The sequence below is a fragment of the Nocardia arizonensis genome (assembly GCF_001310275.1).
In the GTDB taxonomy this organism is placed as follows: domain Bacteria; phylum Actinomycetota; class Actinomycetes; order Mycobacteriales; family Mycobacteriaceae; genus Nocardia; species Nocardia arizonensis.
On record NZ_LGYZ01000129.1, the window covers coordinates 100,754 to 124,224 of the forward strand.

The following is a 23,471-nucleotide window of genomic DNA, read 5'->3' on the forward strand; positions in this document are numbered from 1 at the left end:
AAGGTTAGCATTACCTTCGCCGCTGGCGCGGTCCCGTCATGCACCCGGTCAGCACGCGGTTTCCGCCGCGTGCCCGTGATTCACCGGTCGCGTTCACACACCGGATCAACTCCGCCCTTCGGAGTTCCTGCGCAATCGGCCGCGGAGAGATTGAATAGAAAGATCGCCTGTTTGCGGAGGAACGCCATGATCGAAGACTCTGGGGAAGCGCCCGCGGCGGCTCCGCGAACGGCACCGCCGGATTCGATGGTGGCACTGGTAGACGCGACCTCGCCGGTGGAGCGCGAACTCGTCGGGGCCTGGCTCGCCGACGGCGGCCTCACCCGCGAATTCGGCCGCGACATCCCGGTCACCCAGATCGACCTCGACGCCGACGCCATCGCCGAGCGGCTGGTGCGCCGCAGCGACGATCCGCTGGTTGTCCCGGTCCGCGTGCTGTGGCTGCCGCCGGAACGCGACGGCGTCCGCCGAATCACCTTCGCCGACCTGGCCCTGCTCACCAATCCGCGCAAACCCAACCGCTTCGCCCAGCGCCGACTCGTGCGCCGCTCGCCGGATCGCACCGTCGTCCTCACCGGTGCGCCCGCGCTGCTCAGCGAACTGCGCCGCAACAATCCCGAGGCATCTGCCATGCTGACCGCGGGTTCGGCCGACCCGTTCGCCCGCGCCATCGTGCGCGCCGCCGTCTTCACCCTCGAACGCGCCGAGCGCACCATCATCGGCGACCGCTACAAGGTGCCGCGACTCGTCGCCGAGGAGATCCTCGACAATACGGAATTCCTGCGCAAGCTCGAACTCATCGCCGACCGGATCGGCGCGGACTCCCAGGAGGTGTACCGGCGCGCGGAGAAATGCCTCAACGAACTCGTCGCAGCCCAGAGCCGCCTGGTCTCGGACCTGTTCACCCAGGCGATGCGCCCGGTGCACGCCTCGACCTGGCGGGTCGACATCGAGGAACACGGACTCGACGCGCTGCGCAAGCTGAACCGACGCTATCCGCTGGTCTTCCTGCCCTCGCACCGCTCCTACGTCGACGCCTTCGTCCTCGGGGATGTGCTGGCCCGCAACGACTTCCCGCCCAATCACGTCATCGGCGGCGCGAATCTCAACTTCTGGCCGATGGGGCCCATCGCCCGCCGCACCGGCACGGTCTTCATCCGCCGCAGCTTCGGCGAGGACGAGGTGTACAAGGCGGTGGTCGAGGAGTACTTCGCCTACCTGCTGGCCAAACGGTTCAACCTGGAGTGGTACTTCGAGGGCGGACGCACCCGCACCGGCAAACTGCGCCCGCCGCGCTACGGGCTGCTCAACTATCTGGCCGCGGCGGTGCGCGGCAACAGGGTCGACGACGTGATGCTGGTGCCGGTCTCCATCACCTACGAACGGCTCAACGAACTCGGCGCCATCGCGAACGAACAGGTCGGCGGCGCGAAGAAGTCGGAAGGCCTGGCATGGATGGCGCGATACGTGCGCAGCCAACAGCATTCGGCCGGACATGTCTACGTGCGATTCGGCGCACCGCTGTCGGCGCGCGAACGGCTGGCCGCGCACGGCGATCCCATGTCCCAGGCCCCGGTCACCATCCCGCTGCACCGCACCGACGCGGCGCGGGTCGAGGCCGTGGCGACCTCGACCGACCACGAAACCTCCGACCTCGAGCGCAAGGCCGTACAGCGGTTGGCCTTCGAGATCGCCGTGCGCATCAACGAGGTCACCCCCATCACCGTCAACGCACTGGCCACCCTCGCCCTGCTCGGGGTGCATTCCCGCGCGCTCACCCTCGGCGAGGTGCGCGCGCTGCTCGCGCCGGTGCTCGGCTATATCGACAAGCGCGGATTGCCGAGCGGCGAACTGGCCGCGCTGCGCGACGAGCAGAGTCTGGCGGTGGTGCTCGAACATCTGTCGCTGGCCAAGGTGGTCACGGTGTACCGCGGTGGCCTGGAACCGGTGTATTCCATCGAGAGCGGCGCGCATCTGGAGGCGGCCTTCTACCGCAACAGCGCGGTGCACTGGTTCGTCAACCGGGCCATCCTCGAACTGTCCATCCTGGCCGCGGTCGAGGCGCCCGGCGTCGATCAGCTCAGCGCGGGCTGGGAGGAGGCCTATCGGCTGCGCGATCTGCTGAAATTCGAGTTCTTCTTCCCCGACCGCGCCGAATTCGCCGAACAGATGACCGCGGAGATGCTGCTCGTCGATCCCGACTGGCACAGTCATACCCGCCGGGACACCTTCGGCACCGACATACTCGAGAAGTTGACCGCGTCGGGATTCATGATGGCCCACCGGGTCCTGCGCTCGTTCGTGGACGCCCAACTCGTGGTGGCCGAACGGCTCGCCGCCCGCGATCCCTCGGTCGAGGTGGACCGCAAACAGTTCATCGCCGAATGCGTGGCCGTCGGCAGGCAGATGCTGCTGCAACAGCGGTTGCACAGTCCGGAATCGGTGTCGACCGAATTGTTCACCAGCGCACTGAAACTCGCGGGCAACTACGGCCTGCTCGAACCGGCCGATTCCGCCTCCGCCGAGGCCAGGGCCGAATCCATCCGGCGCAGAGAGGATTTCGCCGATCAGTTGCGCGTCCTCGGCGCGCTGATCTCCCGCGCCGCCGCCCTTGACCCGTCGAATCGACCGGAGCAGCGGCTATGACCGGCGGGCGCGGCGCGCCCGGCGACCTCCCGGCCATGCTCGCGGCGATCCGCACCGGGCCGCAGGGGCCGCGCGTGGCCGCCTTCTTCGACTTCGCGGGCGCGGTGGTGGACGGATACGCGGGTTCGCGGCGCTATCGGCGGCGCGGCTCCGACGACGCCCGCACCGTGCTGCGCGACGGCATCCGCGGCAATCTAACCGATGGCGAGTACAGCCGGTTCCTCCAGCACGCCTCGCACGCGCTGGGCGGACGCACCGAGGCCGATCTCGACGCGCTCGGCGCGAACCTGTTCCGCCGCACCATCTACGGTCGGGTGTATCCCGAGGCGTGGCGGTTGATCTCCACCCACCGCGCCGCCGGTCACACCGTGGTCCTGACCAGTCCGCTCACCCGCTTCCAGGTTCGACCCGCGGCCGAGGCGCTCGGCGTCGGCCACGTGCTGTGCACCACGATGGCGACCGAGGACGGCGTGCTGACCGGTCACGTCGAAGGCAAGACCCGCTGGCGCAGCGGCATGGTCGACGCCGTCCGCGCCTTCGCCGCCGAACACGACGTCGATCTCGACAACAGTTACGCCTACGCCGACGCGGACGCCGATCTGCCGCTGCTCGGCGCGGTCGGCCATCCCGTCGCGGTCGGCCCGACGCGCGCACTCGAGGTCGCCGCCGCCGAACACGACTGGCCCGTGCTGACTTTCCGCCCACGCCGCACCCCCGGCATCGGCGATATCGCGCGCACCGTCCTTGCCTTCGCCGCCCTGCTCGCGGGCGCGGTCGCGGGCGTGCTGTCCAAGGTCCACACCCGACGGCGGCGCGATATGGCCGACGCGCTGATGGACCGCGGCGCGAGCGCCACCCTGCGGGTGCTCGGCGTGCGACTGCGCGTGGTCGGCGGGGCCAATGCCCGAAGTCCGCGGCCCGCGGTATTCCTGTTCAACCACCAGAGCCAATTCGACGTGATCATCGTCCCGAAGGTGCTCGGCGGCGGCGTGACCGGAATCGGCAAGAAGGAACTGACCCGCAACCCGGTCTTCGGCCCGCTCATGCGCTTCGTCGGCGTCACCTTCATCGACCGCGCCCACACCGCGACCGCGAAGGCCCAATTGGCCCCGGTGATAGGGACACTGCGCGGCGGACTGTCCATCGCGATGGCACCCGAGGGCACCCGCTCCTACACCCCCGAGGTCGGCCCTTTCAAGAAGGGCGCCTTCCACATCGCCCACCAGGCGGGCGTACCGGTGATCCCGGTGGTGATCCGCAACGCGGGCGAGATCTCCTGGCGGAATTCCATGGTCGCGCGGCGCGGCACCGTGGACGTGGCGATTCTCGACCCCATCGACGTCTCCGCCTGGGATCCGGCGGCGATGGACGCCGAGGTGGAGGAGGTCCGGCAGCGGTATCTGCGTACCCTGCTCGACTGGCCGTCCACAGCGGAGCGGTCCACGCCTTGACATCAATATAAGTTGAGGTTCGAGGATGGTCTCACACCGGATTCACAGCCGACTCGCAGGAGAAGCCCCATGGCCGATGTGACGACCACCGCCCCATCCCTTCCCGTTCCGTCCCTCAACCGCCTCGTCGCCGTCGTCGGCGCCGTCCTCGCCGCCCTCGCGGTCAATTCGATCATCTGGCTGATCGGCATGGCGGCGGGCGGCGAATTCGTCACCGTCGACAACGGCACCGAGATGAAGGTCGCCCCCGGCGGCGTGGTCGTCATGTCGACCGTGCCGTTGCTCATCGGCCTCGGCGCCGCCGCGCTGATCTCCTACCGCTGGGTGGGCGTGCTGCGGGTGGCCGCCGTGATCGGCTCGCTGCTGACGCTCGGCACGATCGCGATGACCATCGAGGCAACCTTCGACACCGCCTCCACGATCGCGCTCTCGCTCATGCACGTCGCGCTGGTGCCGGTCCTGGTGTTCGCCACCGAGGGGCTGCGCAACCGACTGGTCGCGGACTGACCGGTGCTCGAGGAACGGCCCCGCGGCCCGTGGTCGCGGGGCCGCGGCGCGTCCGGGAGCGGGTCAGGGTCAGACGGCGCGGCCGAGCAGCAGCTTCCACGGCATGAGCGCCGATTCCAGCTGCACCTTGAGGCTCATCTTGGACGCGCCGAGGGTGCGCTCCTCGAATCGGATCGGCACCTCCGCGATCACGATGCCCTTCTTGACCGTGCGGTAGTTCATCTCGACCTGGAAGGAATAGCCGTTGCTGCGGATCGAGGCCACGTCGATGGTCCGCAGCGTCTGCGCCTTCCACGCCTTGAATCCGGCCGTCGCGTCCTTGACGCCGAGGCGCAGGATCAGGTTGACGTAGAAGTTGGCCCACGCCGAGAGCGCCTTGCGGTACCACTTCCATTCCGCGGCAGTCGAACCGCCCGGAATGTAGCGCGAGCCGAGCACCACGCCCGCGTCGGAGGTCCGCAATTTCTCCAGCATGGCCGGGATCACCTCGGCCGGATGCGAGAGGTCGGCGTCCATCTGGATGACCACGTCGGCACCCTCGTCCAGCGCGCGGGTGATACCCGCCACATAGGCGCGGCCGAGGCCGTCCTTCTCGGTGCGGTGCAGTACCCCCACCACATTCGGCAGCTCCGCCGCCAGCTTGTCGGCGATCTCGCCCGTGCCGTCCGGCGAATTGTCGTCGACGACGAGAACGTGCAGGTCGGACACCGGCAGCGCCGTCAGCCGCTCCACCGCAACCGGCAGATTCTCCCGCTCGTTGTAGGTCGGCACAACAACGGTAACCCTCAAGGGTCGCCCTCCCTGCTCACCAGGTCCAGCCCGCAGCCCACGCCGGACCGCCGAGCATGTCGGTTGATTTCCGAGCAACCCTAGTGGATGGACCTGACGAGCACCTGAGGGGTCTTACGGAGTGTGGTCATTCCCCATCGCGCCAGGACCGGTCACTGGCATCCTCGCGCTCGTTGCGGGCCCGCGCGATCTCGAGCGCCCGCTCCGCCGTCGCCTGGTCGGGATAGGGCCCCATCCGGTCGCCGAACCAGCATTGCCGCCCCAGTTCGGCCCGCTGGTGCTTCAAGCAGTAGTACCACTTTTCCGCCATGCTCCCAGCATGTCACCGATGTCCGATCGCAGCCCGGATTTCGCCCGATCGCCCACCGGCCCGGCCCACGCGGGCGATCCCCGACGGACGGGACACACCGTCCTGGATTTCGGTTTCGAATCATGCCGCTCGGTCTGTTGAAAAGGAAGGAATTCAGAATGGGCGCACCCGCCGAGGAGAAGTCCCGCGACGCGGACTCGAGGATTCCACGAATGCGGCCCGGTCGAATTCGTGAGATCGTCAATGAGAACTTTCGGGGTCGAATTGACCCATCCCCGTGCACTTTTCGATTCAGCTGGCGTGATTATGTTCGGCTACAACAGTTTCCGTGCCAACCTGCCGCCGCGCGGCCTCCCGACGAAGCGACAAGACCGCAATCCGCCGCAGGCCAGCCGATTTCACACATTCCCACACGCACGGTCGCGTGCGGACACCGCCGCGGCCTCACAGCCGATGGCCACGACCGGTGCACCCCCGCACGGGCCGCCCAGCATCCGCACCGGGACCTGCACGTACCGCAGCAACCACGCGCCGCCGCCGAGCGCCGGAATCACCGCAAACACCGAAGCGGCCGACAACCCGCACAGCTAATCACCGCAACGGTACAAAAGCCGTAACACCCGCCAACTGAAAAAGACATTCGAAAACAATAACTTCGCCTATAAAAGACAAACCGGCCACGGAACACAGAACAAACACAACCGCCCACGACAAGATGACAGAAACAAAGAGCGGCACGGCCGACGAATACGGCGCAAGCCTGCCGATCGACCGGATAGGTACCGCGTCACCGAATTCCGCGCAATGCCGACGTCACCGAAGCCGAGGTTCACCGAATGCATCGGAAACGCGCGACCGAAAAGCCGGCCGCGGTGAACAACCCGGTCGGCCGGACCGCAATTCTCGGTGAACCCGGATTCGACGGCATCCCGCCGACGCGCCACCGGCAGCCGCGGTCGGTGAGGCAGTCGCCAAGGGATCCATCGCGCACGTACTGGGACCGATCTCCTACCCGCTCGCCCAGGGGCCGAGGGCGCATCCTGTTGGGGCGCGGGGGGCTTCGCGCCCCAAGGGCACGGAACCGAAACAGCCCCACCCGCACTTTCCGGCGGATGGGGCTGTCTACTGTCTCGGTGGCCAGGGCCGGGATCGAACCGGCGACCTTCCGCTTTTCAGGCGGACGCTCGTACCAACTGAGCTACCTGGCCGCAGGCACCCGTTCTGAATGCCATACGCGAAGCGCCGGATCTCTCCGGCGCTTACTTGCGACCCTGACGGGACTCGAACCCGCGACCTCCGCCGTGACAGGGCGGCGCGCTAACCAACTGCGCCACAGGGCCTTGCATGCTACCAACGATCCTGAGACCGTACCCCCTACGGGATTCGAACCCGCGCTACCGCCTTGAAAGGGCGGCGTCCTAGGCCGCTAGACGAAGGGGGCTCGTCACGGATTCCTCCGTACCGGCTTCAACGGCTGTCCGTTGGGAGCTCGCATAGCTTATGACAGCCACGCCAGGTTTCCCAAATCGGCTGGTCAGAGCCCCGCCCAGGCTCTGACCCGGTTACGGCGCTACAGCGCGAGCCCGAGCTCCTCCAGCCTCGCCGTCGTGCGCCAGCCGTCGATGCGGAATCGTTCGGTCCATTCCGGGGTTGCCATCGATTCGATCACCACCTCGAGCGCCTCCTGGAATCTCGATCGCAGGTCGACGGTGCCGCCGAGGAGGTCGACCATATACCGCTGGCCCGCGAGCGCGGCGGTGAGAGTACGCGTGAACCGGTCGGGATCCGCATCGACGCGCAACTGTCCGTGTTCGATGGCGCGCACGGCGAGGACCCTGGTGGCCCGGCCCAGTATGCGCCCACCGCCCGCTTGGACGTCGCGGTAGAAGTCCGGCTCGATGATGAGCCGGTATTCCGCCTGCACGATGATGTCGTGTTCGAGGCGCAGCGCGGCCTCGTCGATCATCCCGTGCAGGATGTCGAGTGGTCCGAGATCGGTTCGCGCGAGCCATCGTTCGGCGGAGGAGCGGTAACGTTCGACCGCCGTCTCCAGTACCGCGCGCGCCAGATCTTCCTTGGAATCGAAATGGAAGTACATCGCCCCCTTGGTGGCGCGCGACCCTTCCAGTATGCGGTTGAGCGATGCAGCGGCATAGCCGCTCTTCCCGAACTCAACGGCGGCGGACCTGATTATCGCCGCGCGTGTCCGGCGGGCCCGCTCTTGCTGCCGTGCCATGCTCGAAACGCCTCCGAAGCCTACTCGTCGCCAATCGGAACCCCCAAAGGAACGAACCCTTGGCGCGAAGTTATGAGTTTTATCAATACTTCAAACCGGGTTTTCGCCCAGTTTCAAACTTTCGGTACGAAAACTTGCGAAAAACCTGAAACACACCAGCTGGTATAATTTTCGCACCCGGGTGCGCCGCAGGGGGTGCGCACCCGGGTATTTCTTTACATCTCGGATCAGCCTCCCACGGCGTCGAGTCCAGGCTGTCACGATCTGTCGTACCGATCGTGACAGGTTCGGGCACAACAACGATAAGCCGAATTCCGGATCCCGCGTACGTTTCAGCCTTCGGCCCGTAATTCATCAAGTCGTCACCGTACCCGGAATCGTCATCCGACACGCGGCAAACCGAGGAGTCAGTCAGCCGAAGGTGGCCGATATCCGTTACAGCAAACATCTCGCAACAAGTGCGGTGACTCGACGGACATTCGAATTCGACGCTCCTCAACCGACCCGCACCCGACCGCGCGCGGCCGGATCGCGGCCGGATCGCGCATCGCCGAGCGCGGGGCGGACCCCCTCAGCAAATCCAAAATTATTGCCAGACAACATCATTCGATGATGCCGGCTCGAGCCGCGATGGACAAAGCGGGCACGGAGGCAATCGAACCGTGCCCCATCGCGCGGCCCACGCCCCTGATACCCACTGCGACATAGCGACTCGCGTCCGCCCCGGCTCACCACCTCCTTCGCCGGAGGGCCCACCCTGCTCTTGCGTCTGTGATCGCCCCTGCGTTCCCAGCCGTCCACTGCGTCGGATCGTCACGCCCGATCGTCGCCTGGCGGGGATCACGGACCCGTTCGGGCGGACCGGCCGCGACCGGGAGAATGACGGAATCAAGAGACGTATACGACGCCGTACACGTCCGCCTTCGCGGTGAGTGCCCCCTGTAGGACTCGAACCTACGACCTAGTGATTAAAAGTCACCAGCTCTACCAACTGAGCTAAAGGGGCTCGGCTGGACAGCCTACCCGACACCGCGCGCGGGACACGAATGCAGGGGCGCTCGCCGTGCCGGTCGGGCGTGACAGCGGCGCCGCGCGACACGAACACCATGCGGCCCAGGCCATTCCCTGCGATAGGCCACTACGGGGGGATACGGAACAGCGAAGTCCAGGCAATCTCCGCCTACACGCACACGGACGACCGAGTTACCGCCCGGCACCGCCGCGCGACCGACCGTAACCGCGCGAATTCGAGTCGCGGCGCGGACTCATACGGCCGTCGGGGTGGCAGGTCGTTGCCGTCGACGCGATGCCGGAGCCATCTCGTACAAGCTCGGTGACCGCCGGTCGACCCGTCGGAGGCGGCGGGTACGCGACGGCGGTATCCGTAGGCGCCGTACCCGGTGGGCGTTCGCGGCCGCCCGCGCGCCGGCAATCGAATCAACTATCGCTGTCCGATAGCGACTTTCAGCGCTGCGCACAGCCGCACCGACGGGCGCCCACAGTCGGACATCGGCGTCGCGCCCGCCGTCACGAACAGCCACGCGTCCGGGAAGTCGGATGTGGACGGACTCGTGGACCGAGGCGTGCGCGGTACCCCAAGCCGCCGCACGAATTCCGCGAGCGCCGGCCGACGGTCGCATAGATCCCGATCGGCGGCGAGCGCATGTCGCCGGACACCAGTGCCGCCGCGACGGTCAAGATCATCGCGGCGATCTGTCGGCCCGCCCGCGCGCACCACGGATCGATCAGCGGAATGCGAACGCCGTCGTCTGTCCCACCGCGCCACAGGCAGACGCCCGCGCCCCCTGCGCCGATCGCGACGCCGAGGCGCGAGCGGATCGGGAGTCACCGCCGCGGCGGAACACGCCGACGCACGAATCCGAGCCGGAGGAGATCGGCCGTACAGACTCCGCGTCGACGGCAGATCCTTACCCGAGGGCAACGCGAATGTCGCCACCGCCGCCGATACTCGGTGCTAACGACTTCCCCGCCGCGCCGATAGTCCCGTCGTCGCGGCGGAGGTCGCCGTCGCGGCGGCGCGCCTTCCCACGACCCGGAGAACAGCGAAACCACCTAGACTCTGAATCGTTGCCGAATCGTCGACGTCGACGAACCGATCAGGACGCCGGGCGTCACACGTGGTCCGATGCGTTTCGCATCACACCTACGGTGCCGTAAGGTATGGCCGCATCGGCACGGTCAATATTCCGGGGGAAGACCTGCAAGCGAGCAAGCACTCACCGAAGGGCTATAGACATGGCAAGGGATCTGACTCAACTCGAGCTTCTGACGGAGTTGGAGCCGGTTGCCGAAGAGAACGTCAACCGGCACCTCTCCCTCGCGAAGGAATGGCACCCGCACGACTATGTCCCCTGGGACGAGGGCCGCAACTTCGCGGCGCTCGGCGGGGTGGACTGGGATCCCGAGCAGTCCCGTCTGAACGAGGTCGCCAAGGCCGCCATGATCACGAACCTGCTCACCGAGGACAATCTGCCCTCCTACCACCGTGAGATCGCCGAGAACTTCTCCCAGGACGGCGCGTGGGGCACCTGGGTCGGCCGCTGGACCGCCGAGGAGAACCGTCACGGCATCGTCATGCGCGACTACCTCGTGGTCACCCGCGGGGTCGACCCGGTCGCCCTCGAGGAGGCGCGCATGATCCACATGACCAACGGTTTCGCCTCGCCGACCGAGGCCGACGCCGGATTCCTGCACTCGGTCGCGTACGTGACATTCCAAGAGTTGGCCACCCGGGTCAGTCACCGCAACACCGGCAGGGTCTGCGATGACCCGATCGCCGATCGCATGCTCCAGCGCGTCGCCGCCGACGAGAACCTGCACATGATCTTCTACCGCAACATGTGCGGCGCCGCCCTCGATCTGACCCCCGACCAGGCCATCGAGGCCATCACGCTGATCCTCGAGCACTTCCAGATGCCCGGCGCGGGCATGCCCAACTTCCGACGCAACGGCGTGCTCATGGCCAAGCACGGCATCTACGATCTGCGCCAGCACCTCGAAGAGGTCGTGCAGCCGGTGCTGAAGAAGTGGGACATCTTCGAGCGCACCGATTTCACCGCCCGCGGTGAAGCGGTCCGCGATCGACTCGCGACGTTCCTGGACAAGCTCGGTGAGGATGTCGTGAAGTTCGAAGAGCAGCGCGACCGCATGCTCGCCCGCGAGGCCAAGAAGCGCGAGTTGACAGGCGCCACCGCGGGCTGAGCCCGCCGACGTCCCCGCGGGCTGAGCCCCACCGACGTCCCCGCGTCCGACGCGCCCGCACCGGTTCGGTGCGGGCGCGTCGTTCGTTCTCGACCGTCCCGGCCGCGGCCGTGGCAGCGCTCACATCGGATCGGATGCGACACTGGTCAACGTGACGATGACTACCGAGGCGCGGACCACGCTGCGGATCGGACCGTATCCGGTCGATCCGCCGGTCGTGCTGGCGCCCATGGCGGGCATCACCAATCTGGCGTTCCGCAAGCTGTGCCGCGAGTTCGGCAGCTCCACCTCCATCTACGTCTGCGAGATGATCACCGCCCGCGCGGTGGTGGAGCGCAACGAGAAGACGCTGCACATGATGTCCTTCGACGCCGACGAGCATCCGCGGTCCATGCAGCTCTACGGTGTCGACCCGGCCACACTCGGCGAGGCGGTGCGCATCATCGTCGGCGAGGGATGGGCCGATCACATCGACCTCAATCTCGGCTGCCCGGTGCCCAAGGTCACCCGTCTCGGCGGCGGCGCGGCGCTGCCGTACAAGCGCGCGCTGTTCCGCGGCATCGTGCGGGAGATGGTGGCGGCCGCCGAACCCGCGGGCGTGCCGGTCACGGTGAAATTCCGCGTCGGCATCGATGACGAACACCACACCTACCTGGACGCGGGCCGGATCGCCGAGGGCGAGGGCGCTCGGGCGGTCGCGCTGCACGCCCGCACCGCCGCCCAGCGCTACTCCGGCGCGGCGGACTGGTCGGCCATCGCGCGACTCAAGGAAGCGGTGCGCACCATTCCGGTGCTCGGCAACGGCGATATCTTCTCCGCCGCCGACGCGGTCACCATGATGGCCGAAACCGGATGCGATGGCGTCGTCATCGGTCGCGGCTGCCTCGGCCGCCCCTGGCTGTTCGCCGAACTGCAAGCCGCCCTGCGCGGCGAGCCGCTGCCCGAGCCGCCGAATCTGGGTCGGGTCGGCGAGATCCTCTATCGCCACGGCAGCCTGCTGTCGGATCACCTCGGCGAGGACAAGGCCATGCGTGACCTGCGCAAACATATGGCCTGGTACCTCATGGGCTTCCCGGTGGGCGCCGATTCCCGTCGCGCGTTCGCGACGGTGTCGAGTCTGCGCGAACTGCGCGAACTCATCGGCGGACTCGACCCCGCCGCACCGTTCCCCAAAGACGCCGAGGGGCCGCGCGGACGACAGGGCTCCCCGGGCAAGGTCGCACTGCCACACGGCTGGCTCGATGATCCCGACGACGCCGCGGTCCCGACCGCCGCCGATGTCATGCACAGTGGCGGATGAGCCCGGCCGCGGCGCGCGGATCACGATTCGGGTAATCGATGGTTCCGATCCACCGATTTCCGATATCCGCGCGTGATTGCGGCCCGCAAACACGTATGCGTGCCGAATCATCTGCGCGGCCGATATTCGCGCCAGAATCGCTAATATTCAGCTATCGAACTTCGGTGCGTGACATATGCCGGTGCGGGGTACTCGGTTTCGCGCTGGACTGGCTCGTCGTGGCGGAATCGTTATCATTGGCGGATCTGCTGGATTCGGCGCGGGCGACAGCGGGTACGAGACGTGCACAAACGGAGAAGTGAGGTTCGTTGGTGGGTGACGATCGGCACGGGCAATCGCCACGGCCCGGAGGTCGCGCCCCGTGGGAGCGCTATGCCACGGCGGACAGCACCGAAAGAGAGGGGTCGCGCGCGTCGCGGCGCTCCCGTCACGACGCGCCGCCAGAGCCCGGGGCGGCACCGCTGACCGTCCAGGATCTCGTCGAGAAGGTCGACAACGAACGCACCGGCCGCAGACGCCGCGCCGCGCCCCAAGCCGCCCAGCGCCCCGTCCGCACGCCCGAGGCCCCACCGGAGGCTCCGCGCGGGGGACCCGATCCTGTCGGCCCCGAGTCGGCCCGCCCCGCGCCGGTCAACCGCCCGCCCGCCGCCCGACCGGAGGCCGGTCCGCGCCGCGCCGGACCCGCCCGGCCCGGCACCGGGTCGGTCGTCGTGGACGACATCGTCGGGAAGCCCGCCAAACCCGCCAAGCCCCCCAAACCTCCGCAGGTTCCGCGCCCGCCCGCCGGGAAGCGGCAGGCGGTCGCCGCCGAACCGGCCGAGGCCGTCACCGACGTCCTTCCACCGGTCGCCGAACCCGCCGAACCCGAGGCCGAGCCGCCCGTCAAGTCCCGCACCGGCCGCTCGGCCACGCCCAAGCCGGTCGGCAAGCCGCTCTCGCGCCTGGCCGCGGGCAAGCAGCGCCGCAATCGCAGGCTCAAGACCACCGGGCGGATCACCGCCGCGCTGTTCGCGGTGCTGGTGCTGCTGATCACCGGCGGCGGATGGAGCTATCTGCGCTCCACCAACAACGCCTTCACCCAGGTCTCGGCACTCGACGAGAATCCCGAGGACGTCATCGACTCCGGCGCACAGTTGGGCGACGAGAACTTCCTGCTCGTCGGCACCGATACCCGGGCGGGCGTGAACGGCCAGATCGGCGCGGGCACCCTCGACGACGCCGAGGGCGCGCGCGCGGACACCGTCATGCTTGTGCACATCCCCAAGAACCGGAAACGGGTTGTCGCGGTCTCCTTCCCACGCGACCTCGATGTCACCCGCCCGCAGTGCAACGGCTGGGACAACGACAAGGGCGAGTACACCAAGGACGTCTGGCCCTCGGCCATGGGCGACAAACTCAATGCCGTCTACGCGCTCGCCGGACCGAGATGCCTGGTCAATGTCGTACGGAAGATGACCGGTCTGACCATCGGCCACTTCATCGGCATCGACTTCGCCGGCTTCGAGGCGATGGTCGACCGCATCGGCGGCGTGGAGGTGTGCGCGCCCAAGCCGATCGTCGACGGTGTCCTCGGCACCGTGCTGGAGAATCCGGGCAAGCAGCGCGTCAACGGCGAGACCGCGCTGAACTACGTGCGCGCCCGCCACGTCTACGGCGAGGAGCGCAGCGACTACGACCGCATCAACCGGCAGCAGCGCTTCATGTCCTCGTTGCTGCGCGGGGCGATGTCGAGCCGCGTGCTGTTCGATCCGGGCAAGCTCAACGGCTTCATCGAGGAGTTCACCCGGCACACCTGGGTCGACAACGTCAAGTCCAGCGACCTGCTCACCCTCGGCCGCTCCCTCCAGAAGGTCGACGCGGGCGCGATCACCTTCCTGACGATCCCGACCGCGGGCACCACCTCCTACGGCAACGAGATCCCTCGCGAATCCGATATTAAAGCCATCTTCAGCGCTGTCCGCGACGACCGGCCGCTGCCCGGCGAGAAGACGCCCACGCACGATCCGACCACTTCGACCTCGGCCGCGCCCGAACCGCCCAAATACATCGCCGTCGATCCGAACAGCATCCCGGTGCTGGTCTCCAACGGCTCCGGCGAGGCGGGCGCGGCGAATACCGCGGCCAACAAGTTGAGCGCCCAAGGCTTCCAGATCACCGGCCGGGCCAACTACTCACAGGGCATGTCGGCGACGACCAAGGTCAGGTACGGCCCGGGGCACGAGGCCGACGCGGCCACGGTCGCGACCGCGGTGCCCGGCGCGAGCCTGGAATCCGACGGCGAACTCGGTTCCATCGTCGAGGTCGTCCTCGGTCAGGACTACACCGGCACCATCCGCACGCCGACTCCGGTGGGCGATCCGATCAACAATGTGACCACCACGACCGGTTCGAGTGCATCGACGCCCACCGCGCTGCCATCGGATCTGGAAGCGGTGAACGCGGCGGACGAGACCTGCAAGTAACGTAGGAAGAGGATCGCGACCCGCCAGTTACATACCGACAGGTATTCTCACCGCACATTCACTCCCTGTTGGTGACTTGGACAGCGCCTCGAACTAGTGTCTGTCTTCATGCGTGTCATCTACAACGAGCAAATGGCCGAGCTCGCCCACCTGCTGGGTGAGATGGCCGGTCTCGCGGGTTCGGCGATGGATCGGGCCACCCAAGCATTGCTCCAGGCCGATCTCGCCCTCGCCGAAGCGGTCATCAGTGAACACGACCGGATCGCGGAAATGATCAGCGACGCCGAGGAGCGCGCGTTCGCGCTGCTGGCGCTCCAGGCCCCCGTCGCGGGCGACTTGCGTCAGGTGGTGGCCGCCATTCAGATCGTGCAGGACGTGAACCGTATGGTCGCGCTCGCACTGCACGTGGCCAAGGTGGCCCGTCGCCGCCACCCCAACCACGCGCTACCGGAATCGGTCAACGGCTACTTCGCCGAGATGGGCCGCATCGCGGTCAATATGGGCGAGGGTGCGCGCGACGTGCTCGAGAACCGCGACCCGGAACGCGCCGCCCAGCTCAAAGAGGACGATGACGCGATGGACGATCTGCACCGTCATCTATTCACCCTGCTGATGGACCGGGACTGGAAGTACGGGGTGGCGGCCGCGGTCGACGTGACCCTGCTCGGCCGCTACTACGAGCGTTTCGCCGATCACGCGGTGGAGATCGGCCGCCGGGTGATCTTCCTGGTCACCGGCGTTCTTCCGCCGGATCCCGAAGCGGAGGTCTGACCGACCCGACCGGACACGTGTCGCCTGCCCCGGACATATCGACATGTCCGGGGCAGGCGCGTTCATCCGCGGCTTACGGGCGATCCTCCGGCAATGACCCCCGGCGTGCCGATAGCCGAGCGCTCGCCACAATGTCTCCGAAATACGAACAGGCCCACACGGTTTCCCGTGCAGGCCGTTGTCGTCGCCGGATTTATCCGAAGCGGCCGGAGATATAGTCTTCGGTCGCCTTCTGGCCCGGGTTGGAGAAGATCTTCTCGGTGTCGTCGATCTCGATCAGTTTGCCGGGCTTGCCCTGGGCTTCCAGGTTGAAGAATCCGGTCTGATCACTCACGCGCGCGGCCTGCTGCATATTGTGCGTGACGATGACGATGGTGAATTCCTTCTTCAGTTCGGTGATCAGATCCTCGATCGCCAGGGTGGAGATCGGGTCGAGCGCCGAACAGGGCTCGTCCATCAGCAGCACGTCGGGCGAGACCGCGATGGCACGCGCGATGCACAGACGCTGCTGCTGACCGCCGGACAGGCCGCCGCCCGGCTTGTCGAGCCGGTCCTTGACCTCGTTCCAGAGGTTGGCGCCGCGCAGCGAGCGCTCGGCGACCTCGTCGAGTTCCTTCCTGTTGCGCACGCCCTGGAGCTTGAGCCCGGCAACCACATTGTCGCGAATGGACATGGTGGGGAACGGGTTCGGCCGCTGGAACACCATGCCGATCGTGCGGCGCACACCCACGGGGTCGACGTTCGATGCGTAGATGTCCTCACCGTCGAGCAGCACCGCACCTTCGACGCGGGCGTTCGGGGTGACCTCGTGCATGCGGTTCAACGACCGCAGCACCGTGGACTTACCGCAGCCGGAGGGGCCGATGAAAGCGGTGACGCTGCGGGGCAGCACGGTCAGATCCACGTCGGCCACCGCGTGGAACTTGCCGTAGAAGATATTCAGGTCTTTGACGTCGATGCGCTTGGCCATGCGAGTATCCGTTTCGCTTTATCGGTTGCGGGTGAGCAGCTTGTTGACAACCGCCGCGGCCGCGTACAGCAGGGCGATGAGCAGGATCAGCGTCAGGGCCGCGCCCCACACGCGTTCACGACCCGCGGGCTCCGGGTTCGCCAGCTCTTGGTAGATGAGCAACGGCAGGGAGGCCATGTTGCCGTCGAACATGTTGGTGTTGATCGACTTGGCGTAGCCGACCAGCACGAGCACCGGGGCCGTCTCACCCATGACGCGGGCGAGAGCGAGCAGGATGCCGCTGATCATGCCCGGCGCCGCGGTGGGAACCACGATGCGGACGATGGTCTTCCACTTCGGCACGCCGAGTGCGTAACTCGCCTCGCGCAACTCGTCGGGGACGAGTTTGAGCATCTCCTCGGTGCTGCGCACCACCACCGGCAGCATCAGCAGCACCAGGGCCAGCGACACCGCGAAGGAGCTCTGTGGGAAGCCGAGCGTGGCGATCCACAGGGCGAAGATGAACAGCGCCGCGACGATGGACGGCACACCGGCCAGGATGTCGACCATGAAGGTGGTCACCCGGGCCAGCCTGCCGCGGCCGTACTCGACCAGGTAGACCGCGGCCATGATGCCGAGCGGCACCGCGAGGACCGCCGCCACCAGGGTCTGCACGATGGTGCCGTAGATCGCGTGATAGACACCGCCGCCGGTCTGGTCCGGCAGGATGCCCTTCTGCGACTTCTGCCACCAGTCCAGCGATGCGACGGCATCGATGCCCTTGCTGACCACCATCCACAACACCCACACCAGCGGGACGAGCGCGATGGCGAAGCAGGCCGCCACCAAGCCGGTGGCGAGGTTGTTCTTGATCTTGCGGCCACGGCTCACTTCGCGGAACGTGGGCGCCTTGACCGGCTTGTCGAGCGTCGAGGTGGTGGCCATCACGAGTTAACCTTTCCGCCCGCCGCGAGCCGAGCGAGCGCGTTGACCACGAAGGTCAGCGCGAAGAGCACGAAGCCCGCCGCGATGTAGGCGCCGGTCGGCAGGGGTGAACTGAATTCCGAGGCCGCCGAGGCGATCTTGGAGGCGAAGGTGTAGCCGCCGTCGAACAGCGACCAACTGCCCGCCTGCGCCGAGGTGCGCAGCACCACGAGGACGGCGATGGTCTCACCGAGGGCGCGGCCGAGGCCGAGCATGGAACCCGCGATCACACCGCTGCGCCCGTAGGGCAGCACGGTCATGCGCACGACCTCCCACTTCGTGGCGCCCAGCGCCTGGGCGGCCTCGATGTGATTGACCGGGGTGAGGTTGAACACCTCGCGCGAGACCGAGGTGATGATCGGCAGGATCATCACCGCGAGCACGACGCCCGCGGTGAAGATCGTGCCACCGCCGCCGATCGACACGTTGCCGTCGGCGAACAGGAAGAACCAGCCGAGGTTGTCGTTCAGGAATTCCTGTACCGGTCCCAGCTGGGGCGCCAGCACCAGGAAGCCCCACAGGCCGAAGACGATGGATGGCACCGCCGCCAGGAGGTCGACCAGCGCGGCGAACGGGCGCGCCACCCGCTTCGGCGCGTAGTGGGTCAGGAACAGTGCGATACCGACGCCGATGGGAACCGCGATCACCAGCGCGAAGATCGAGCTCAGCACCGTGACCATGAACAAGTCCTTGATGCCGAACTTCAGGTGGTTGGCATCGGTGGTACTGAACTCGGTGCTGGTGAAGAAGTTGACTTCGTCCGCCCTGAGCGAGGGAACCGCGCGAATCAGCAGGAACAGCGCGATCAACACGATCGACGCGACGATGGTCGCGCCCGCCGCGACGGCCAGGGACCGGAAGATGGTCTCGGCTCGCTTACTGTGGGGCTGACGCACCGCCGGGGATCCCTTCGCTGAAGGCTCCTTCGTAAGGCTCACGTCGTCTTTCAGTTCGCTCGACATATGCGCAGTTTCTCCGGCCGCCTGCGGGCCCGTCGTGTCCGACGAGCCCGCTGCGGTCACCTCTTCAGGGTGCACGGTCATGATGCTGCGATCAGGAGATGGCGTTGATCGCGGTGGTCAGCTTAGCCTTGAACTGCTCGGGAACCGGGATGTAACCGGCCTCGTCGAGTCCCTTCTGGCCGTTGGTGACCGCCGAGGTCAGGAACGCCTTGACGGCCTTGGAGGTCTCCGGATCGGCGTACTTCGAGCAGACGACCTCGTAGGTCGGCAGGATGATCGGGTACGCGCCCGCCTCGGTGGGGGTGTAGAACGAGGAGACGTCCAGGACGAGGTCGTTGCCCTCACCCTTGATCTTCACGCCGTTGATGGCCTTGCCCGCCGAATCCACCGACAGCTTCACCGGGGTCTTGGAGGCGGTGGTGACGATCTGGGCGATCGACAGGTTCTGCGCCTTGGCGAAGGACCACTCGTTGTAGGTGATGGAGTTCTTGGTGTTCTTGATCGCGGCCGAGGTGCCCTCGTTGCCCTTGGCGCCCTCGCCGACACCGCCGTTGAAGGTCTTGCCGGCACCCTTGCCCCACGCGCCGGCCGAAGCGGCGTCCAGGTAGAGCTGGAAGTTGTCGGTGGTACCCGACTCGTCGGAGCGGAAGATCACGGCGATCTTCTCCGAGGGCAGCTTGGCGCTCGGGTTGAGTGCCTTGATCTCGGGGGCGTCCCAGGTGCTGATGGCGCCGTTGAACACCTTGGCGGCGGTCGGGCCGTCGAGCACGAGGTCGGTCACGCCGTCGATGTTGTAGGTGATGGCGATGGGGCCGAAGACGGTCGGCAGGTTCCATGCCGGGGCGCCGCAGCGCTCCTGCGCTTTGGCGGGCTCTTCCTTCTTGCTGCTCAGCGGGGAGTCGGAGCCGCCGAAGTCGGTCTGGCCGCCGATGAACTCGTTGACACCCGCGCCGGAACCGCTCGAGGTGTAGTTCAGCGTGTAGCCGTCGCAGTTGGCCTCGTAGGCGGCGATGAAGCGCTCCATGGCGTTCTTCTGGGCCGAGGAACCACTGGCCTTCAGGGACTTCTTACCGCCACAGGCGACGCTGCTGTTGGCGGCGTTGCTCGAACCGGTCGACGAGTTGTCGTCGCTGCCACAGGCGGCCAGCGGCATGGCTACAACGGCCAGCACTCCGATAAGGGCGCTGCTGCGCTTGAGCTTCACTATTCCTCCGGGAATCACGTCCGAACACGCCCGATCCCTCACCGGCCCGGGCGGGTGCTGTGGTGCCGTTCGCGGGGAACTTGCGCACCAGGCAGCAAATGCGCTGCCCCTTAGTAACGTAAAGTCGCCCGGTTGACAGCTGGACCAGTCTCGGTGAACGGAAAATGAACAGGCCGGCGCGATTGATCAGAGCTCGTGTGAGGTTTGCTCCGATTTTACTGGGATACCTTCTATGATGCGATACCCATTCGGTCGGAGTTGCCGGAGACGCCCGCCGGCATCGTGTAGGCGACATCGATATGAGACGGCGCGAAACCAAGTCGGGTGTAAGTGCGCACGGCCGCGGTGTTGTCGGCCTCGGTGTAGAGCAACACCTCGGCCGCACCCCGCTCGCGCAAGTGGTGCAAACCCGCCAGGGTGAGCAACCGTCCCAGGCCGCGGCCCTGCGCCGCGGGATCGACACCCACCACGTACACCTCACCGACCGGGGTCTGTTCCTCGGCGTGCACCTTGGTCCAATGGAACCCGAGAACATGTTCCGGCGCACCGGTCTCCGAGACCAGGAACACCCCGTCGGGATCGAACCATGATTCGGCCCGGCGCGCCGCTATTTCACGTTCGGACCAACCGCCCTGTTCGGGATGCCAGGCGAACGCCGCATTGTTGACCCGCAGCAACTCGGCATCGTCTGCCGGGCCCGCGTAGGTCCGCAGCGACAGCCCCGCCGGAATGACAAGTTCTGGTAGCTCAGGTGTTGCCAGCGGGCGACGCATCTGCCACAATTCGCGCGCGGTCAGCAAGCCGAGCCGCGCCGCCACGGCCTTGGCCGGACCGAGATTTCCGTGCGCCCACACCCGCGCGCCCGCACCGCCCTCCGACAGCGCCGCCGACACCGTTTCCGTGCCGATGCCCGCGCCCCGCGCGCCCGGGTCGACCGCGACCTCGGCCATGGCCGGATGCTCGTCATGCGGGTCGGTCAGATTGGCGTAGCCGACGACGACGCCAGCTTCTTCCACGATCAGGTGCCGCGCCGCGCCCGGTTCGGCCAGCGAGAGGACGGCCTGCTCGGAGACCGGCGCGACACCGTCGGCGGTCCGCGCGCGGAACAGCAGCTCCCGCACCGTGTCCGCGGTGTCGCCGTCGAGTTCTCGCAACCATCGCGCCCGCGTCATCGCCTCACGCCCCTGTCTCCGGCCGCACCGGAATCTGTCCTCGGATTCACCTACCGACAGCATCGCCGCGGCGGTGCGCATTCCCGCGCCGCCGAACCGGACACCGCCGTGGCCCCGCGCTACGGCACGGAACCGTTGGCGGGCGTCAGTGGGGAATCGTCGCCCTCGGCGGACTCGCCATCGGGAAACGGCGCCGAGTCGCCCTTTGCCGCGGCACGGGAGGGACGCACCGCCTTGTAGCCGACATTGCGCACCGTGCCGATGAGCGATTCGTATTCGCTGCCCAGCTTGGCGCGCAGGCGCCGGACATGGACATCGACGGTGCGGGTGCCGCCGAAGAAGTCGTAACCCCACACCTCCTGCAACAGCTGCGCCCGGGTGAAGACCCGGCCCGCGTGCTGGGCGAGATATTTGAGGAGTTCGAATTCCTTGTACGTCAGGTCGAGTGGACGGCCGCGCAACCGGGCGGTGTAGGTGCCCTCGTCGATGACGAGTTCACCCAGGGTGATCTTGCCGGTGTTCTCCGGACTCGCCACGCCGCCGTTGCGCCCGACCAGCAGGCGCAGACGCGCGTCCAGTTCGGCCGGGCCGGTGCCCGGCAGCAGGATGTCGTCCAGGCCCCAGTCGGCGTTCACGGCGACCAGACCGCCCTCGGTGAGCACCGCGACGACCGGCACCGACGACCCGGTGCTGCCCAACAGCCTGCACAGTCCGCGGGCGGCGGCCAGATCCGTGCGCGCGTCGACCAGTGCGACATCCGCGGTGCCCGCCTCCAACAGCGATGCCACCTCGGTCGGCGCGGGCCGCACATTGTGCGCCAGCAGGGCGAGCGAGGGCAGCACCGACTCGGGATCGGGGTCGGAGGTCAGCAGGAGCAGCTCCACGGCACTCCTCCTATCTCGTAGCTCCGCAGGACACAGCAACACTGCTTGGCCACGTCGCTGATCACAGGTAATTCGGATGCAAGATTAGCGCGTGATGCCCGATGACCTCGCCCTCCGGGTGAACTGTCAACCAAGAACGAGACCATCGATAGCCGAAATGCGCGGCCAAGTACTGTTTCTGGCATGCGCAAGCTGATCATCGGGTTACTGGTACTCGCCGGATTGGCCGTCGTCATCGATTTCGGCGCCGCGGCCTATTCGGAGTACCGCGTGTCCCGTGCCTTGCGCGTCGGCGCCGATCTCAGCGCCGACCCGGAGGTGACGATCCACGGATTCCCCTTCCTCAGCCAGGCGCTGGACAGTCGCTACCAGAGCGTCGGCATTCGGGCGCAGGTGGTCCGGCCGGATATTTCTGGGCAGATCTACGTCGAGGCCAATATGACGGGCGTGCGGCTGCCGTTCGGCGATCTGTCCGAGGGAAATGTGCGCCGGGTGCCGGTGGAGAAGTTGGACGCCAGGATGGTGATCGAACCGGTCGAACTGGGCAGGCTGTTCGATATCCCGGATCTCCAGGTGCATTCACGACCCGCCGACAAATCCGACGGCACCGGCGGATCCGGCGGCTCGGGGATGACCACCGCCGACGGGTTGATCCTCACCGGCACACTGCCCGGTCTGGTGACCAAACCCGGCGGCAACAACGCGCGGTTGTCCGGCGACCGGGTCAGCGTGCAGGCGGAACTGCGGCTGGTCGGCGACCAGGTCGAGATCACCGCGACCGGCTTCTATCGCGGCGCGGGCCCCGAGTTGCCACCGAGCACGGCCGAGGTGCCCGAAGCCGACCGCCCGGCGGTGCTCGCCATGTTCTCCCGCATCATCGATACGAAGGAACTGCCCTTCGGCATCAAGCCGACCAAAGTGTTCGCCCTCGGCGGCCAGATCCACGTCGAGGGAAAGGGCGAGAACGTGACGATCGATCTGGACAGATTGCAGAGACCATGATTCAACTCACAATTCTGGCGGTAATGCTTATCGCCGCCACCGCCATCGGCCTGGCGATACGGAGCCGCGAGGGCGCGGTGCGGGCCACCGAAAGGCCCGACGATGCCTCGACGCGGGCGCAATTGCTCGCCGCGGCCGGTGTCACCGGATCGGTGCCGGCGGTGCTGCACTTCTCCGCCGACTGGTGCGGTCCCTGCGCGGCCGTGCGGCGGGTGGTCGCGGGAGTCGCCGAGGATCTGGCCGACGCCTCGCTGCCGCCGCGCGATATCGAGATCGATATCGACGACGATCCGATGCTGGCGCGCGCGCTCAACGTCCTGTCACTGCCCACCACGTTCGTCTTCGACGCCGAGGGTCGCGAGCGCTTCCGTATCTCCGGCGTGCCCAAGGCGGGCGATCTGCGCAGCGCGCTGGCCCCCTTGACGGCCCGGAATCCGGCCTGACATCGACCGATCGGGTCCGTCCCCGACCCCGGGGTCCAATTCCCCTGCGGAATTGGGTAAACTGCTCGACGTGCAATCCGACCACGAGCTGATGCTCACCCGACGTCGCACAGTTGACCTGTGTCGACTCGGCGGTTGTTGCTGCCTGTGCCGCTGACCGGTCGGCCGTCCGTTTCC

At 67.1% G+C, this 23,471-nt stretch carries 17 protein-coding genes, 4 tRNA genes and 1 pseudogene; 9 read left to right on the forward strand and 13 right to left on the reverse strand.

From position 1 onward, the window contains the following. Nucleotides 1-186: 186 nt before the first annotated feature. The 3 genes from APZ21_RS29310 (at nucleotide 187) to APZ21_RS29320 (ending at nucleotide 4,604) form a co-directional block, all read left to right on the forward strand. Nucleotides 187-2,646 carry a glycerol-3-phosphate 1-O-acyltransferase gene (locus APZ21_RS29310; protein WP_082393549.1) on the forward strand — a complete coding sequence of 820 codons (2,460 nt, stop codon included), beginning with the start codon at nucleotides 187-189 and terminating at the stop codon, nucleotides 2,644-2,646. Next, entirely contained in the window at nucleotides 2,643-4,097 is a 1,455-nt protein-coding gene (locus APZ21_RS29315) for an HAD-IB family hydrolase (protein WP_054816507.1), read from the forward strand. Before APZ21_RS29310 ends, APZ21_RS29315 begins: the two co-directional genes overlap by 4 nt. A gap of 69 nt (nucleotides 4,098-4,166) precedes the next feature. Continuing rightward, complete coding sequence (locus APZ21_RS29320) at nucleotides 4,167-4,604, forward strand: DUF6069 family protein (protein WP_054816508.1); 438 nt, start codon at nucleotides 4,167-4,169, stop codon at nucleotides 4,602-4,604. Between the two features lie 69 nt (nucleotides 4,605-4,673). On the opposite strand, the gene APZ21_RS29325 is transcribed toward APZ21_RS29320, so the two are convergent. The 7 genes from APZ21_RS29325 to APZ21_RS29360 form a co-directional block, all read right to left on the reverse strand. After that, entirely contained in the window at nucleotides 4,674-5,393 is a 720-nt protein-coding gene (locus tag APZ21_RS29325) for a polyprenol monophosphomannose synthase (RefSeq protein WP_275426234.1), read from the reverse strand. A gap of 127 nt (nucleotides 5,394-5,520) precedes the next feature. After that, nucleotides 5,521-5,703: a hypothetical protein gene (locus APZ21_RS29330; RefSeq protein WP_054816510.1), complete on the reverse strand. Its 183-nt coding sequence runs from the start codon at nucleotides 5,701-5,703 to the stop codon at nucleotides 5,521-5,523. Between the two features lie 1,134 nt (nucleotides 5,704-6,837). Continuing rightward, a tRNA-Phe gene (locus APZ21_RS29340) sits at nucleotides 6,838-6,911 on the reverse strand. A gap of 58 nt (nucleotides 6,912-6,969) precedes the next feature. Next, nucleotides 6,970-7,043, reverse strand: a tRNA-Asp gene (locus tag APZ21_RS29345). 28 nt (nucleotides 7,044-7,071) lie between these two features. Next, a tRNA-Glu gene (locus APZ21_RS29350) sits at nucleotides 7,072-7,144 on the reverse strand. A gap of 129 nt (nucleotides 7,145-7,273) precedes the next feature. Next, a complete protein-coding gene (locus tag APZ21_RS29355) occupies nucleotides 7,274-7,939 on the reverse strand; it encodes a TetR/AcrR family transcriptional regulator (protein ID WP_054816512.1) in 666 nt (221 codons plus the stop codon). Between the two features lie 933 nt (nucleotides 7,940-8,872). Further along, nucleotides 8,873-8,945, reverse strand: a tRNA-Lys gene (locus tag APZ21_RS29360). A gap of 1,250 nt (nucleotides 8,946-10,195) precedes the next feature. Here APZ21_RS29360 and APZ21_RS29365 point away from each other — a divergent pair. The 4 genes from APZ21_RS29365 to phoU all read left to right on the forward strand — a co-directional run bounded on the left by APZ21_RS29365 (nucleotide 10,196) and on the right by phoU (nucleotide 15,694). Then, nucleotides 10,196-11,161 carry an acyl-ACP desaturase gene (locus APZ21_RS29365; RefSeq protein WP_054816513.1) on the forward strand — a complete coding sequence of 322 codons (966 nt, stop codon included), beginning with the start codon at nucleotides 10,196-10,198 and terminating at the stop codon, nucleotides 11,159-11,161. 157 nt (nucleotides 11,162-11,318) lie between these two features. Continuing rightward, nucleotides 11,319-12,461, forward strand: coding sequence for a tRNA dihydrouridine synthase DusB (gene dusB / locus APZ21_RS29370; protein ID WP_054816514.1), 1,143 nt, complete (start codon nucleotides 11,319-11,321; stop codon nucleotides 12,459-12,461). Nucleotides 12,462-12,772: 311 nt separating this feature from the next. After that, nucleotides 12,773-14,923 carry an LCP family protein gene (locus tag APZ21_RS29375; RefSeq protein WP_054816515.1) on the forward strand — a complete coding sequence of 717 codons (2,151 nt, stop codon included), beginning with the start codon at nucleotides 12,773-12,775 and terminating at the stop codon, nucleotides 14,921-14,923. Between the two features lie 108 nt (nucleotides 14,924-15,031). Continuing rightward, nucleotides 15,032-15,694, forward strand: a complete 663-nt coding sequence (gene phoU, locus APZ21_RS29380) for a phosphate signaling complex protein PhoU (protein ID WP_054816516.1) — start codon at nucleotides 15,032-15,034, stop codon at nucleotides 15,692-15,694. A 193-nt stretch (nucleotides 15,695-15,887) separates the two neighbouring features. Here the strand turns inward: phoU and pstB are convergent, their stop codons facing one another. The 6 genes and pseudogenes from pstB to APZ21_RS29410 all read right to left on the reverse strand — a co-directional run. Further along, complete coding sequence (gene pstB, locus APZ21_RS29385; protein WP_054816517.1) at nucleotides 15,888-16,664, reverse strand: phosphate ABC transporter ATP-binding protein PstB; 777 nt, start codon at nucleotides 16,662-16,664, stop codon at nucleotides 15,888-15,890. Between the two features lie 18 nt (nucleotides 16,665-16,682). Beyond that, the gene (gene pstA / locus APZ21_RS29390; RefSeq protein WP_054816518.1) at nucleotides 16,683-17,588 is read right to left on the reverse strand and encodes a phosphate ABC transporter permease PstA; all 906 of its coding nucleotides are present in this window, start codon (nucleotides 17,586-17,588) and stop codon (nucleotides 16,683-16,685) included. Continuing rightward, the gene (pstC, locus tag APZ21_RS29395) at nucleotides 17,588-18,670 is read right to left on the reverse strand and encodes a phosphate ABC transporter permease subunit PstC (RefSeq protein WP_054816519.1); all 1,083 of its coding nucleotides are present in this window, start codon (nucleotides 18,668-18,670) and stop codon (nucleotides 17,588-17,590) included. The genes pstA and pstC overlap by 1 nt, the downstream gene beginning before the upstream one ends. Before the next feature lie 10 nt (nucleotides 18,671-18,680). Then, a complete protein-coding gene (gene pstS / locus APZ21_RS29400; RefSeq protein WP_054816520.1) occupies nucleotides 18,681-19,793 on the reverse strand; it encodes a phosphate ABC transporter substrate-binding protein PstS in 1,113 nt (370 codons plus the stop codon). A gap of 230 nt (nucleotides 19,794-20,023) precedes the next feature. After that, nucleotides 20,024-20,965 carry a mycothiol synthase gene (gene mshD, locus APZ21_RS29405; protein WP_054816678.1) on the reverse strand — a complete coding sequence of 314 codons (942 nt, stop codon included), beginning with the start codon at nucleotides 20,963-20,965 and terminating at the stop codon, nucleotides 20,024-20,026. Nucleotides 20,966-21,258: 293 nt separating this feature from the next. Beyond that, nucleotides 21,259-21,891: pseudogene (locus tag APZ21_RS29410) on the reverse strand (winged helix-turn-helix transcriptional regulator); the annotation flags it as partial. A gap of 141 nt (nucleotides 21,892-22,032) precedes the next feature. On the opposite strand from APZ21_RS29410, the gene APZ21_RS29415 reads away from it, so the two are divergent. After that, nucleotides 22,033-22,851: an LmeA family phospholipid-binding protein gene (locus tag APZ21_RS29415; RefSeq protein WP_054816522.1), complete on the forward strand. Its 819-nt coding sequence runs from the start codon at nucleotides 22,033-22,035 to the stop codon at nucleotides 22,849-22,851. Then, on the forward strand, nucleotides 22,848-23,294 hold the full coding sequence (locus APZ21_RS29420) for a TlpA family protein disulfide reductase (RefSeq protein WP_054816523.1): 447 nt from the start codon (nucleotides 22,848-22,850) through the stop codon (nucleotides 23,292-23,294). The genes APZ21_RS29415 and APZ21_RS29420 overlap by 4 nt, the downstream gene beginning before the upstream one ends. The last annotated feature ends 177 nt before the right edge of the window (nucleotides 23,295-23,471 follow it).